Origin of the sequence: Thiobacillus denitrificans ATCC 25259 (genome assembly GCF_000012745.1) — a bacterium.
Lineage (GTDB): Bacteria > Pseudomonadota > Gammaproteobacteria > Burkholderiales > Thiobacillaceae > Thiobacillus > Thiobacillus denitrificans_B.
Map to the genome: position 1 here is coordinate 2538143 of NC_007404.1, position 14471 is coordinate 2552613.

Here is a 14471-nt window from a genome sequence, read left to right on the forward strand (position 1 = left end):
AGTCACAACAGGAGATACCGGATGTCCAGCGTTGGCTATCATGAACCCATCGGCGAACTCTCCGACGAAACGCGCGACATGCATCGCGCCATTGTTTCGCTCATGGAGGAACTGGAAGCGGTCGACTGGTACAACCAGCGCGCCGACGCCTGCAAGGACCCGGAGCTCAAGGCGATCCTCGCGCACAACCGCGACGAGGAAAAGGAACACGCGGCGATGGTGCTCGAATGGATCCGCCGGCGCGACCCCTGCTTTTCCGAACAACTGAAGGACTACCTCTTCACCGACAAGGCGATCGCGCACGAGGCGAAGAAGGACAGCTGACGCGTGCATGAACACGCCGCGCAGCGCGGTCGGGAGACGCTGCGATGGAGCGTGTTGCACTCGCATGCTGGGACGATTTCGAGGCCCAGCTCAAAAAGCTCGACGAAGAAGCGAACGCCGTCGAGGACGCCCGCGGCGACGTGCGTGCGTCGGGCTATCTGTTTCGCGGTCACGGCGACGCCGACTACCCGCTGCAGACCTCGCTCGAGCGCTTCTTCGCCAGGCCACTGAGCCTCGCCGACTATTACCGGCTCGCGCTGGTCGCCAAGCCGCGCCTCGAAGCCTTCACCGGCAGGCGCTGGGAGCTGCCGTCACAAGAGGCGTACGCGGCGTGGCTCGAAGGCGCGGCCGGATCCACGCTGGACGACTACCCGGCGTACGACTACCTCGCCTACCTGCGGCACCACGGCTTTCCCTCGCCCTTGCTCGACTGGACGCAGTCGCCCTACGTCGCGGCCTTCTTCGCTTTCCGCTACCCGCTGCCCGGGGCGAAAGCGGTCGCGGTGTACGCCTACCGCGATGCGCCGGATGCGAAAACGGCGTCGTCGGGCGCCGCGCGCATCCATCGCCAAGGCCCTTACGTGAGTTCGGACAAGCGCCACTTCCTGCAGCAGAGCCAGTACACCTTCTGCACGCGGACGGACGACGCGGGCGTCGTCGGCTACATCGGCCACGAGCAGGCGTTTCGCGACGTCTCACCGGCCGACCGCATACGCAAGTTCCTGATTCCGCTCAGCGCGCGGCGTCAGGCCTTGATGCAGCTCAATCGCATGAACATCAACGCGTTCTCGCTATTCGGTTCGGAAGACAGCCTGGTCGAGACGATCGCCATCTCCGACATCTATCTGCGCGGCGGCGACCTTTAGCGACTGCCCAGCGGTCCACGCGACCGCACGACCCGACGCGCGAGCCCCGAGCGCGCAGCCATCAGGTGCGCAGCGTCAGGACCACACGCCGGGCTGCGGCGAGAAGCTGTCGAGCACGCGCAGATAGGAGAGCCGCGCCATCGCTGCCGGGTCGAGCAGGTTCTTCTGACTCATGCTGCCCTTCAGCTGCGCGACCGACGCGTAGTCGCGCTCGCCCATCCAGCGCTCGATGTCCTGCAGTATCCGCGTCAGCCTGGCGGGGCCGTGCTGAAGCAGGCAGGACGCGAGGTGAATCACGTCAGCGCCGACCAGGAGCATCTTGAGCGCTTCGTCGTGGCTGTGGACGCCGCCGGTGGCGGCGAGCGTGAGGCCGGTGCGCCCGTGCAGGATCGACAGCCAGCGGATGCGCAAGAGCGCTTCGTCGGGATACGAGAGGTGCAGGCGGTCGACGACGCAGAGCGTGTCAAGGTCGATGTCGGGCTGATAGAAGCGGTTGAATAGCACGACCCCCTGCGCCCCCGCGTGTTCGAGCCGCTTGACGAAGTTCGGCAGCGACGAGAAGAACGGCGACAGCTTCATCACGATCGGCAGCTTCACGGCATGACGCAGATCGCGCAGCAGGCTCAGATAACGGGCCTCGACCGCCTCGCCGTTCTCCCACATCTCGGCGGCGACGTGATAGACGTTGAGTTCGAGCGCGTCGGCGCCGGCCTCCTCGAGCGCACGGCCGAGTTCGACCCAGCCCGAGCGCGACACGCCGTTGAGGCTCGCGATGACGGGGATGCCGAGCCGTGCCTTGAGCTTCTGCAGCTGCGACACATAGCGTTCGAGCCCGTCCTCGAACGGCGCGCTGGGCAGGAAGTTGGCCGCTTCGCTGTGGCCGAAGTCGGGGCAAGTCAGAAAGCGGTCGAGCATCGCGTCTTCCGCCCGCAGTTCCTCCTCGAACAGCGAATACATCACGAGCGCCGCCGCACCCGCGTCCTCGAGGCGCAGGGCGTTGTCGAGGTTGCGCGACAGCGGCGACGCCGAGGGCACGAGCGGATTTTTCAGTTTCAGGCCGAGGTAGTCGGTGGATAGGTCGATCATGTCAGGGTCCCGCTTGAGGTTTATTGTCTGGGTTTAACGTCATTTCCTGGTACAGCTTGAAGCGGCGCTCGGCGTCCTGCTGCGCCTGCGCGAGAAAACGCTGCGCCGCTTCGGGGTGACTGCGCGCGAGCATCGCGAAGCGCGTTTCCGACTCCATGAAGGCGCGGATCGGCTGGCTCGGCGGTGCCGAGTCGAGCTTGAACGGGTTGCTGCCCGACTCGGCAACGCGCGGGTCGAAGCGGAACAGCGGCCAGTGCCCGCTCTTGACCGCGAGCTCCTGCTGGCGCTGGTTGTAGAGCATGTCGTAGCCGTGCGCGATGCAGGGACTGTAGGCGACGATGAGCGAGGGTCCCGGGTAGGACTCGGCTTCGCGGAACGCGCGCAACGTCTGCACGTCCTTGGCGCCGTAGGCGACGGTCGCGACGTAGACGTGCCCGTAATCGCTCGCGAGCTTGGCGAGGTCTTTCTTCGCCGTGGTCTTGCCACCGGCCGCGAACTTGGCGACGGCGCCGAGCGGCGTCGCCTTAGAGGTCTGGCCGCCGGTATTCGAATAGACCTCGGTATCGAGCACGAGGATGTTGACGTCGTAGGGCAAGGCGAGCACGTGGTCGAGGCCGCCGTAGCCGATGTCGTAGGCCCAGCCGTCGCCGCCGATGATCCAGACCGAGCGACGGATCAGCCATTCGGCGACGCTCGCGAGTTCGGCGGCGCGCGGGTGTGCGGACTTCGCGAGCTTTTCGCCCAGCCGCGCGACGCGGGCGCGCTGGGCGACGATGCCGGCTTCATCGCGCTGGTCGGCGTCGACAAGTTCGGCCGCGAGGTCGCCGCCGACTGCGCCGGCAAGGTCGCGCGTCAGTTGCTTCGCGTAGTCCATCAACTGGTCGGCCGCGAGCCGCATGCCGAGGCCGAACTCGGCGTTGTCCTCGAACAGTGAATTGCTCCACGCCGGCCCGCGCCCCGCGCCGTTCACGGTGTACGGCGTGCTCGGCAGATTGCCGCCGTAGATCGACGAGCAGCCCGTCGCGTTGGCGATCAGCATGCGGTCGCCGAAGAGCTGGGTCGCGAGCCGGATGTAAGGCGTCTCGCCGCAGCCCGCGCAGGCGCCCGAAAACTCGAACAGCGAATCGAGCAGCATCGAGCCGGGGATGGTCGTCGGGTTAATCAGGCCGCGGTCGAACTCGGGCAGGCGCAGAAAGAACGCGAGGTTGTCGCGCTCCTGCTCGCGCAGCGGCCCGACCGGCGCCATGTTGACGGCGCGCCGCCCGATGTTTGACTTGTCGTGGATCGGACAGGCCTCGACGCAGTCGCCGCAGCCGGTGCAGTCCTCGGCGGCGACCTGGTAGCTCACGCGGGTGCCGGCAGGCAGTTCCTTGCTCTTCGCCGCGACGTGCTTGAAGGCGGGCGGCGCATCGGCCGCGGCCTCGGCGGGAAACGCGCGCGCACGAATCGCGGTGTGCGGGCAGACAAAGACGCACTTGCCGCACTGCGTGCAGAGGTCGGGCTCCCACACCGGGATCTCGAGGGCGATGTTGCGCTTTTCGTATTTCGCCGTGCCGAGCGGAAACGTCCCGTCGGCGGGCAGCGCCGAGACCGGCAGGCCGTCGCCGTGGCCGTGGTAGAGCGGCAGCGTGAGCTCGCGTACGAAGTCCGGCAGGTCTTGCGCCGGGGCGGCGGGCGCGCGCGGCGGCTGGACGGAATCGGCGGCCGGGATGTCGACCCGGTGCAGCGCGCCCAAGGCGCTATCGATCGCGCGGTAATTCAGTTCCACGAGGCGGCGGCTCTTTCTGCCGTAGGTCTTGTCGACCGCCTGCTTGATCGCTGCAATCGCCTCGTCCTTCGGCAGGACGCCGGAGATCGCGAAGAAACACGTCTGCATGATCGTATTGATGCGTCGCCCCATTCCGCTCTCGTTGGCGACCGCGTAGGCGTCGACGACCCAGAGCTGCAGCGCTTTTTCGCGAATCTGCGCGCGCATCGCGGCGGGCAGCGTGTTCCACACCGCGTCGGGCGCGGCGTCGGTGTTGAGCAGGAAGACCGCGCCCGGTGCGGCGTGCGCGAGCAGCTCATAGCGCTCGACGAACACGGGCTGGTGGCAGGCGACGAAGCCGGCCATGCCGGGCTCGACGAGATAGGCCGAGCGGATCGGTCCGGCGCCGAAGCGCAAGTGCGAGACCGTGACCGCGCCCGATTTCTTCGAGTCGTAGACAAAGTAGCCCTGCGCGTCGAGCGGCGTGGCCTCGCCGAGGATCTTGATCGAGTTCTTGTTCGCCGACACCGTCCCGTCCGAGCCGAGCCCCCAGAACACCGCGTGCTGCAGCGTGCGCGACGCGTCGGTGCGGAACTCGGCATCCCAGGGCAACGAGCGCTGCGTCAGGTCGTCGTGGATGCCGACTGTGAACTCGCGCATCCGGTCTTTCCCTGGCTTGGCGGGCTTCGGCGAGGAGCGGCCGAGTTCGTCGAAGACCGCCTTGACCATCCCCGGCGTGAATTCCTTGCTCGCGAGCCCATAGCGGCCGCCGATCACGCGCGGCATCGTGCGCATGCCATCGGCACTCGCCTGCGCGAGCGCCGTGACGACGTCCTTGTAGAGCGGCTCACCGTCGGCGCCGGGCTCCTTCGTGCGGTCGAGCACGGCGATGCCGGAGACGCTCGCCGGCAAGGCCGCCAGCAGTGCGTCCGCCGCCAGCGGTCGATACAGGCGCACCTTGAGCACGCCGACTTTCTCGCCCCGCGCGCACAGATGGTCGACGGTCTCGTGCACGCTCTCCGCGCCCGAGCCCATCAGCACGATCACGCGCTCGGCGTCCGCGCTGCCGACGTAGTCGAACAGACGGTAGCGCCGTCCGGTCAGCGTGGCGAAGCGGTCCATCGCATCCTGCACGTGCTGCGGGAAGGCGTCGTAGTAGGGATTCGCGCGCTCGCGCGACTGGAAGAAGACGTCGGGATTCTGCGAACTGCCGCGCAGCACCGGATGCTCGGGCGACAAGGCGCGCGCGCGGTGCGCGGCGATGTGCGCGGGGTCGAGCATCGCGCGCAGGGTCTCGGGGTCCACCGCGACGAGTTTCGCGACCTCGTGCGAGGTGCGGAAGCCGTCGAAGAAATGGATCACCGGAATGCGGCCGGCGAGCGTCGCGGCCTGGGCGATGACCGCGAAGTCCTGGGCCTCCTGCGGCGAATTCGACGCGAGCAAGGCGCAGCCGGTCGCGCGACACGCCATGACATCCGAGTGGTCGCCGAAGATCGACAGCGCGTGGGTCGCGATCGCCCGCGCCGCGACGTGCAGCACGAAGGGCGTCAGTTCGCCGGCGAGCTTGTATAGGTTAGGGATCATGAGCAGCAGCCCCTGGCTGGCGGTGAAGCTCGTCGCCAGCGCCCCCGAGGTCAGCGCACCGTGCAGCGCCCCGGCCGCCCCGCCCTCGGACTGCATCTCGATGATCTTGGGGACCGCGCCCCACAGGTTGGTGCGGGCCTGCGCGGCCCACTCGTCGGCCCATTCCCCCATGCTCGACGCGGGGGTGATCGGATAGATCGCGATCACCTCGTTGGCGAGGTAGGCGATGCGCGCGACCGCCTCGTTGCCGTCGATCGTGAGCGCGTGACTCATGGCAAACTCTTTATAGGACAAACTAATCCTTTATTGTAGACCTGCCGCGGAAATGAACCACCCTTGCCGGCGCGGGGGCGGCGGCGCCCGCGTTGCATCCGGTACACTCGGACGACCTCGACGAAAGGGTCTGGAATGCACGGCACGGATCTGATCACCACCATCGCCGCGGCTCTCGGGATGGCGCTCGTATTCGGCTTCCTCGCGGTACGCGTCAAGCTGCCGGCCTTGGCCGGCTATCTGCTCGCGGGCATCGTCATCGGCCCCTTCACCCCCGGTTTCGTCGCCGACACGGCGCTCGCGAGCGAACTCGCCGAAATCGGCGTGATCCTGCTGATGTTCGGCGTGGGGCTGCATTTCTCGCTCGATGACCTGCTGTCGGTGAAGAAGATCGCGCTCCCCGGGGCGATCGTGCAGATCGCCGCGGCCACCGCCATGGGCGCGGCGCTGGCGGCCTGGTGGGGCTGGAATCTGACGGCGGGGATCGTGTTCGGGCTCTCGCTCTCGACCGCGAGCACCGTCGTCCTGCTCAAGGCGCTCGAAAGCCGCGGCATACTCGCGACGCCAAACGGGCGCATCGCGGTCGGCTGGCTCGTGGTCGAAGACCTGGCCATGGTGCTCGTCCTGGTGCTGTTGCCGCCCGTGGCCGAAATCGCCAGCGGAAACAGCGCCGCGAGCCCCGGCTCGCTGGCAGGGACACTCGCGCTCACCGTGGGCAAGGTGGCCATGTTCATCGCGCTGATGCTCGTCGTCGGCCGACGTTTCTTCCCCTGGCTGCTGTGGCAGGTCGCGCGCACCGGCTCACGCGAATTGTTCACGCTCTGCGTCGTCGGCGCCGCGCTCGGCATCGCCTACGGCTCCTCCGCGCTGTTCGGGGTCTCGTTCGCGCTCGGTGCCTTTTTTGCCGGGATGGTGCTGCGCGAGTCGGCACTGAGCTACCGCGCCGCGGAGGAGTCGCTGCCCTTGCGCGACGCCTTCGCCGTCCTGTTCTTCGTTTCGGTCGGCATGCTCTTCGATCCACGCGTGCTGGTCGAACAGCCGCTGCAGGTCCTGGCAGTCGTCGCAATCATCGTGTTCGGCAAATCGCTCGCCGCGTTCCTGCTCGTGCTCGCCTTCCGCTATCCGCTCAATACCGCGTTGACCGTTTCGGCGAGCCTCGCGCAGATCGGCGAATTCGCCTTCATCCTGGTCGGCCTCGGCGTCGCGCTCGGCATGTTGCCGGTGCAGGGCCAGAGCCTGATTCTCGCCGGTGCATTGATCTCGATCGCGCTCAATCCGCTCGTCTTCCGCGCCGTCGAGCCGGTGCAGGCGTGGCTGCGCCGTCACTCTGCGCGGGCGCGCCGACTCGAGTCACCCGATGACCCTTTGGCCGAGCTTCCCGCAGACGTCGCCGCGGATACGCTGACCGATCACATCGTGCTGGCGGGATACGGGCGCGTCGGCCGGCGCATCGCCGACGCGCTCGACGCCGAGGGGCTGCCCTACATCGTCGCCGAACAGCAGCGCGAGGCGGTCGAGAAGCTGCGCGGCCGTGGGCACAAGGCCGTCGTGGGCGACGCCTCGGACCCCGGCGTGTTGATCCAGGCGCACGTCGCCCGGGCCCGGCTGCTCGTCATCGCCACGCCGGACAGCTTTCGCGCGCGCAAGATGATCGAGATCGCGCGCACCCTCAATCCTGCCATCCGCGTCGTGGTCCGCAGCCACAGCGTCGACGAAGCGGCGTTGCTGCGCCGCGAGCACGCGGCCGACGTGCTCGTCGGCGAAGAGGAGCTTGCGCAGAGCATGGTCCTCCGCGTGCGCGCGCATGCGCGGCAGGCGGGGGCCGACGTGTTCGCACAGCCATGAGCGCCAGCTCCGTGCGCGCCGCGCGGAGCAATGCCTGAGCTCTGCCGCGGGCTTGCGCCCCGCACACCCAGGAACGGATGAGGCCAGCGGGGAACGGAAGCATGGCGCCTCGCTTTCTCGGCGGCGCGAGAGAAAGCGCGCAGCCCCCGAATGAACACCGCATCGCGAGCACGCCGAGGCGTCATGCCCGGCCGGCGCGCCCCCGGCACTGACGCGCCAATTCACCGTAGCACGCGGTCTTGACGACGTCGCGGCGGCGTAGGGCGCGCGGAAGGCGGCGCGCGATCGCGACCCAGGCGGTGCGGCGCATCAGACGCGCGACACCGTCGCGGACCCGTGGCGTCTCGTTCGCCAACGCGGCCTCGATTTCCGCGCACAGTGTGGCCATATCGGTCTCGAAATAAACTGCGGTCGAGAAGAAATACGGTATCCAGTCGCGCATCTGCGCCTCGTCACGGCGCATGACGGCGAGCGGGTCGTCCTCGAAATCGATCGCGCCGAGCCCGCCCTCGGGCGACCAGACCAGATTGCGCGCGAAAGGCTGGCCGAGGTATTGGCCGGCCGCATGCACACCGTGGATATAGGCCGCACCCGTGCGCCAGTGCGCGAGGCGCGCCTCGCCGCTTGCGTGACGGAGCAGCGATTCGAGCGTGGTGCGGCCGATTCCCGATATCAGGAGCCAGTCCGCGCCGCGGGCGAGCACCTGCGGCACGTGGGCGCCGGCTGCGGCAAGCGCGTCGAGCCGGGCGGCCTCGTTGCCGATTCCTGCCGTGCCACCGCGCGGACGGACCGGCTGCAGCGCCGAGAGGCCGAGCAGGCGCGCGACGGCCCCCTGGATCTGGTAGCGCCAGGCCGGCGGCTCGGCGACGGCGAGCTTGAGCCACGCCGGCGCACCCTGCCAGGAAACCGGCGCGATGTGCCGCCCGTTCCCGCGCATGGCGGCGACCTCTGCTTCGATCTCCGGCCGGCTCTCGAGCCGCGGCGGATCGGTCGGCATCGCCGGGTCAGGCGAGGTGGTCGGGGGCTTCGAGCGGAGTGGCGGCGGCCGCTTCGCCGGCGGCCTGCGGCCGGTACCAGGCGAGCTTCTCGCGCAATTTGACGACGTTGCCGACGATGATCAGCGTCGGTGCCTTGAGGCCGGCCTCCACGGCGAGCGTCGGCAGCGTCGCGAGCGTGCCGGTGATGACACGCTGCGTCGGCAGCGTGCCGTGCTGGACGATCGCCGCCGGCGTGTCGGCGGTCAGCCCGTGCTTGATCAAGGCTTCGCACAGCATCGGCAAGCCCTTCAGCCCCATGTAGATGACGATCGTCTGGTCGCGGCGCGCGATGCCCTCCCAGTTCATGTTGAAGGTGTTTTCCTTCAGGTGACCGGTGACGAAGGCGACCGACTGCGCGTAATCGCGATGGGTCAGAGGAATGCCGGCATACGAGGCGACGCCCGCCGCCGCCGTGATGCCGGGGACGACCTGGAATGCCACGCCGTGCTCGACCAGCGTCTCGATCTCCTCGCCGCCGCGGCCGAAGATGAACGGGTCGCCACCCTTGAGGCGCAGCGTGCGCTTACCCTCCTTGGCGAGGCGCACGAGCATCATGTTGATTTCTTCCTGCGGCACCGCATGGTCGTCGCGTTCCTTGCCGACGTAGATGCGTTCGGCGTCGCGCCGGCACATGTCGAGGATGGGCTGCGAGACGAGGCGGTCGTAGACGACGACGTCGGCCTGCTGCATCAGGCGCAGCGCGCGGAAGGTCAGCAGGTCGGGGTTGCCCGGACCCGCGCCGACGAGGTAGACCTCGCCGCGCGCCGGCTCGTGCGCGGCGCTGTCCTTGATCATCGCCTCGAGCTGCGCTTCGGCCTCGCTGTCGCGCCCGGAAAACACCATTTCGGCGACCGACGAGAGGAAGACCTTTTCCCAGAAGGCGCGGCGCTGCCCAGGCTGGATCGCTTCGCGCACACGCGCCTTGTAGCGCGAGGCGAGCGCCGAGAGCCGGCCGTAGGCGGCAGGAATCAACGTCTCGAGCCGCGCGCGCAGCAGCCGGGCGAGCACCGGCGATTCGCCGCCGCTCGAGACCGCGACCATGATCGGCGAGCGGTCGATGATCGACGGCAGGATGAAGCTGCACAGCGCCGGCTTGTCGGCGACGTTCACGGGCAGGTGACGCGCGCGCGCAGCGTCGGCGACGATCTGCGCCGCCGCCGCATCGTCCTCGACGACGATGACCGCATCCTTGCCGTCGAGCAGCGCGGGGCTGAAGGTGTCGGCGACACGCGTGAGCCGCTGCCGGTCAGGCAACTGCTCGAAGCCCGCGTGCAGGGCCGGCGCGGCGACGGCGACGTGCGCGCCGGCGCGCAGCAGCAATTCGGCCTTGCGCGCGGCCGTCTCGGAACCGCCCACGACAAGACAGTGACGGTCGCGCAGGTCGAGGAAAATCGGCAGATAGTTCATCGCTTCACTCGGCAGGAGCGGCGGCGTCGCCGGAATCGGCCGAATACGGCGGAATGAAGATGAAGCGCATGTCGCCGGGGTTCATCTCGACGAAGTCGAGCGTGACCCCTTGCAGGTAAGGCGTGCTCTGCGGCGCGATCAGGAGCTGGATGCCGTTGACGATCAGATGCTCGTCGGCCTCTCGCTCGATGTCGAAGCCCATGCCGTAGTTCACGCTGCCGTCTTCTTCCTGATAGGCGGCTACCCGGAGAATCATCTCGAAGACGTCGGGATTGTTGTTGGCTGCGCGGATTTGCGCGGCAGCGGCGTCGGTGATCTTGATCATAAGGCGATCCTTTGCGTTAAGCGGAAACGCGCGCCTTGTGCGCGCGTACCTGATTCAGAAACGGGACGATCCAGCCGCGCGCCCCCGCGCCGCGGCGATGCACGTAGCCCGCGAGAAGATTGTATTGCTGATAGCCGTCGTGGCGGCCATCGATGCCGTGGCCACGCTTGACGTCGTAGGCAAAGCTCGCGTCGGCGGGGAGGTTTTCGAGGCTCGAATAATGGAACTCGTGCGCGGGAATCGCCGCCGATTCCTGCCAGTGGTCGGCGCCCGTGGGTTCGAGCCGGGCGTACCCGCGGCCGACCGGCCGCTCGTGCATGACCGTGTCGCCCGGCACCACGCCGACCATCAGCCGTGTCTGCCCCTGCCAACTCAGGGTCTTCGACAGATACATCAGCCCGCCGCACTCGGCGTAGGTCGGCAGGCCCGCCTCGACCGCCGCGCGCAACTGGGCACGAAATGAGGCGTTGTCCTCGAGTTCGCGCATGAACATCTCGGGAAATCCGCCGCCGATGATGAGCCCGTCGAGCGCGGGAAGGGTCTGCGCGTTCAGGGTGTCGATAGGGACGAGTTCGGCGTTCGCCGCACGCAGGGCGTCGAGGTCCTCGCTGTAGTAAAAGCCGAAGGCCTGATCGTGCGCGACGCCGACGCGGACCCGCTCCGCTGGCGCCGGCGCTTCCGCGGTCGGCGCGATGTCGAGCGGCCTCGCCCCGTCGGCGATCGCGAGCAGCGCGTCGAGATCGACCTGCGCGGCGATGCGCTCGCCGACCACGCGGATGCGCGCGCGCGCGGCGTCCTGCTCGTTGGCCGGGACGAGCCCGAGATGGCGCTCGGCGATCTGCAGTGCGGGGTCGTACTGCACCGCGCCGATGACGTCGACGTCGGTGTAATGCTCGATCACCGCGCGCAGCTTCGACTCGTGGCGGCTGCCGCCGAGGTTGTTGAGGATCACGCCTGCGATCTGGATGTCGCAGTCGAAGGCCTGGTAGCCGAGGATCAGCGGCGCGACGCCGCGCGTCATGCCGCGCGCGTCGATCACGAGAATGACGGGAATGCCGAGCAGCTTGGCGAGCGCGGCGTTGCTGTTGCTGCCGTCGAGATCGAGCCCGTCGTAGAGGCCCTTGTTGCCTTCGACCAGGCTGACGCGCGCATCCTGCGCGGCGCGCGCAAAGCCGCCCTCGATCTCGGCGCGCTCCATCATGTGGAAGTCGAGGTTGTAGCAAGGGCGGCCGGCGGCCATGCCGAGCCACAGGGGATCGATGTAGTCGGGCCCCTTCTTGAACGGCTGCACGGCGTGGCCGCGGGCGTGCAACGCCGCGCAGAGGCCGAGGGTCAGCGTCGTCTTGCCCGACGACTTATGGCCCGCGGAAATGAACACGCGGGGCATGGGGACCCCGCGTGCGCTTGTGTCGGTGGAAGAAAGGACGGCCCGGCTCATGGCTGGCTTTCCCCTGCGGGCCCCACTGGACCCGGCAGGATCATGCGCTCAATGTTCGAGCTTGGCGACCGTCGCGTCGTCGAGGCTGGCCGGCAGCAGGCGCAACACCTTGACCGCGAACGTCGTGACCAGCAGAGCGATCGCGACGCCGCCGAGTCCGAGGAAGAACTCCGGTACGCTCGGCGCGTAGGCGTGGATCTCGCCGTCGAAGAAGCTGCTCGTTTCGTCGAGGCCCGGGAACATGTCGAGCGGATACGCCTGGGCACCGATGATGGTGACGTACATCTGCGCGACGCCACCGAGGATCACGAGCGCGCAGGCGACGAGTATCCATGCGCGCTGCCTGCCGAGGCCGCTCAGCAGGATCACGAGCGGAACGACGCCGCCGATCACGATCTGGCCGACCCAGAACAGTGTCGTGAAGATCCCACCGTCGCGCAGGATGAACGCCTCGACTGCATGGTACTTGGTGAAGTACAGGTTGGTCAGGTGATGCACAACGACGAAGTACAGCACCGCGGCGACGAAGACCGCGAGCAGGCTCTTCAGGCGCATCATGACCGCATCACCCAAGGTGCGGCCGCTCCAGGCGTAGGCAGCAACCAGCACCATCAGGTAGATCGCGAGACCGTAGGCGAAGGACATGATGATGAACATCGGCGCCAGCATCGCGCTGCCGTAGAGTTCGCGCGCGACCAGAAAGCCGAACAGCGAGCCCGTACCAGTGGTCAGCAGCAGCCGCCAGATGAAGGCCGCGGTGCCCGCCGTCTTGGAATAGGTCTTGACATTGCGGTCGAGCATCGTCCACAGGTACACCCCGACCAGGGCGAAGAAGCCCGAGTAGAGGAAGACGTTCCAGGTGAACATCGACTTGAAGTTGAAGTTCGTCATCGCGACGATCAGACGGTCCGAACGCCCGAGATCGAGCACCAGAACCAGCAGGCCGCCGAGCATCAGCGCCAGCGCGAGAATCGCCGACAGCGGGGCGAGCGGCTTGTAGAGCGGCTTGTTGAACACCGAAGCGATCGAAGCGACGTTGAGCGCACCAGAGGCGGCGACGATCAGGAAAACCGCGAACACATGCGGCAGGCCCCATACGATCTGGTTGTCCATGCCGCTGACCACATGCCCGTGATGGTGCATGTAATTCCAGGACAGCGCCCCGAACAGGACGAAGAGGCCGAGGCCACCCAGGAGCAGCCAGTACTTGAGGCTGCTGCCCTCGACTTCGCGGAAGGTAATGCTTGCCATATTATTTTAGATTCCGTGATAGCGAACGCCGGTATTGAGCTTGAGGTCGGCACGCACCTGCTTGGTGGGCAGTTCGCGCAAACGCTTCGAGATCTCGCTATCGGGGTCGTTCAGGTCGCCGAAGACGATCGCGTTATGACCGGCCGCGGAGCAGGCTTCGGCGCACGCCGTGGTGCCGTCGCCGCGATCGACCTTCTGCACGCACAGTGAGCAGGACTCGACGCAACCGACGCCGCGCGGTACGTCGGCCTTCTGCGTGTCGTTGAGGGGCTCGTGCACGAGGGAGCGTGCCTTGTAAGGACACGCCATCATGCAGTAGCGGCAGCCGATACAGGTGTGGCGGTTGACGAGCACGATGCCGTCGGCACGCTTGAACGACGCGCCGGTCGGGCAGACGTCGACGCACGGCGGCTCGGCGCAATGCTGGCACATCATCGGCAGATTGGTTTCCATCTGCGTCAGCGGATCCTGCAGCTCGAGCTTGCGTATCCACTGAGGCGCCTGCCGCGGCTTGGCGCTCTCGGCGACCGGCGTCCAGCCGTTTTCGGTGCTGCACGCGGACACGCAGTCATCACAGCCGGTCGCACACTTGGTCGCGTCGACCAGCATGCCCCAGCGCACGGCGCTGCTCGCGCCCTGCTCCTCCGGACGTGCCTGTGCGACCTCGATCAGCTTGATCCCCGGCGCGATGGCAAGACCGGCCGCGGCGGCGGCGAGCCCGCCGATCACCCGGCGGCGCTCCGCCGACTCGGGCGTGTTGTCAGACATCGGTTTCAATTCGCTCATTGGACAATCCCGGCCATCTCTTCTGCGCTCACCTTGCTGTTGGCCTGGGCCGCCAGCTTGTGCCTGTAATGCGCGGTTTCCGCGTTCAGCGCATGCTGTGCCACCGAACCTTGCGGCTTGGTCGAATGGCATTCGAAGCAATCGATCTTCACGGCAGCGTAGCTGTGGCAGCTGACGCAGAAGTCGTCCTTCGCGGCCGCGACGCTACCGGTCTTTTCGCTGGCGTGGCAGTTGATGCACTCTTTCAGGCTGTACTTCTTGGTGCGGATGCCCTCGACCACGGTTTCGTCACGATGATGGTTCAGAAACTTCATGTGGTCGCGGCGCATGATGTCGGTATCCTCGACACATTGCTCGCCCTTGACGGCCTTGGTGATCACCGGCTTCGGTGCGCCCGCGACCTTGGTCGGGCTGCCGGCGTCGCTCCCGGCCCAGGCAAGGGCCGCCGTCGTCATGACGGCCGCACCCAATGCCAGCAGACGTTTGAACTTGGGCGTCACGC

The 14471-nt window shown here is 67.5% G+C and carries 12 protein-coding genes; 3 read left to right on the plus strand and 9 right to left on the minus strand.

Features of this window, described 5'->3' with window-relative positions:
* Positions 1-21: 21 nt before the first annotated feature.
* Both TBD_RS12375 and TBD_RS14360 read left to right on the plus strand, forming a co-directional pair.
* Positions 22-324 (plus strand): encapsulin-associated ferritin-like protein, encoded by a 303-nt coding sequence (locus TBD_RS12375; protein ID WP_011312977.1) that lies wholly within the window; start codon positions 22-24, stop codon positions 322-324.
* Positions 325-368: 44 nt separating this feature from the next.
* A complete protein-coding gene (locus TBD_RS14360) occupies positions 369-1190 on the plus strand; it encodes an FRG domain-containing protein (RefSeq protein WP_011312978.1) in 822 nt (273 codons plus the stop codon).
* 75 nt (positions 1191-1265) lie between these two features.
* Here TBD_RS14360 and TBD_RS12385 read toward each other — a convergent pair whose 3' ends face one another.
* Positions 1266-2276: a dihydroorotate dehydrogenase-like protein gene (locus TBD_RS12385; RefSeq protein ID WP_011312979.1), complete on the minus strand. Its 1011-nt coding sequence runs from the start codon at positions 2274-2276 to the stop codon at positions 1266-1268.
* A gap of 1 nt (position 2277) precedes the next feature.
* The gene (gene nifJ / locus TBD_RS12390) at positions 2278-5880 is read right to left on the minus strand and encodes a pyruvate:ferredoxin (flavodoxin) oxidoreductase (protein WP_049750257.1); all 3603 of its coding nucleotides are present in this window, start codon (positions 5878-5880) and stop codon (positions 2278-2280) included.
* Between the two features lie 135 nt (positions 5881-6015).
* Here nifJ and ybaL point away from each other — a divergent pair, with 135 nt between their 5' ends.
* The gene (ybaL, locus tag TBD_RS12395) at positions 6016-7725 is read left to right on the plus strand and encodes a YbaL family putative K(+) efflux transporter (protein WP_011312981.1); all 1710 of its coding nucleotides are present in this window, start codon (positions 6016-6018) and stop codon (positions 7723-7725) included.
* A gap of 181 nt (positions 7726-7906) precedes the next feature.
* On the opposite strand, the gene TBD_RS12400 is transcribed toward ybaL, so the two are convergent.
* The 7 genes from TBD_RS12400 to TBD_RS12430 form a co-directional block, all read right to left on the minus strand.
* Positions 7907-8722 (minus strand): hypothetical protein, encoded by an 816-nt coding sequence (locus tag TBD_RS12400; protein ID WP_011312982.1) that lies wholly within the window; start codon positions 8720-8722, stop codon positions 7907-7909.
* A 7-nt stretch (positions 8723-8729) separates the two neighbouring features.
* Positions 8730-10169, minus strand: coding sequence for a siroheme synthase CysG (cysG, locus tag TBD_RS12405; RefSeq protein WP_011312983.1), 1440 nt, complete (start codon positions 10167-10169; stop codon positions 8730-8732).
* Positions 10170-10173: 4 nt separating this feature from the next.
* A complete protein-coding gene (locus TBD_RS12410; RefSeq protein ID WP_011312984.1) occupies positions 10174-10494 on the minus strand; it encodes an iron-sulfur cluster biosynthesis family protein in 321 nt (106 codons plus the stop codon).
* A gap of 16 nt (positions 10495-10510) precedes the next feature.
* Positions 10511-11881: a cobyrinate a,c-diamide synthase gene (locus tag TBD_RS12415; RefSeq protein ID WP_041432766.1), complete on the minus strand. Its 1371-nt coding sequence runs from the start codon at positions 11879-11881 to the stop codon at positions 10511-10513.
* A gap of 99 nt (positions 11882-11980) precedes the next feature.
* Positions 11981-13183 carry an NrfD/PsrC family molybdoenzyme membrane anchor subunit gene (gene nrfD / locus TBD_RS12420; protein ID WP_011312986.1) on the minus strand — a complete coding sequence of 401 codons (1203 nt, stop codon included), beginning with the start codon at positions 13181-13183 and terminating at the stop codon, positions 11981-11983.
* Between the two features lie 6 nt (positions 13184-13189).
* Positions 13190-13969 carry a sulfate reduction electron transfer complex DsrMKJOP subunit DsrO gene (gene dsrO / locus TBD_RS12425; protein WP_011312987.1) on the minus strand — a complete coding sequence of 260 codons (780 nt, stop codon included), beginning with the start codon at positions 13967-13969 and terminating at the stop codon, positions 13190-13192.
* Positions 13966-14469 carry a hypothetical protein gene (locus tag TBD_RS12430; RefSeq protein ID WP_011312988.1) on the minus strand — a complete coding sequence of 168 codons (504 nt, stop codon included), beginning with the start codon at positions 14467-14469 and terminating at the stop codon, positions 13966-13968. Before TBD_RS12430 ends, dsrO begins: the two co-directional genes overlap by 4 nt.
* Positions 14470-14471 lie beyond the last annotated feature (2 nt).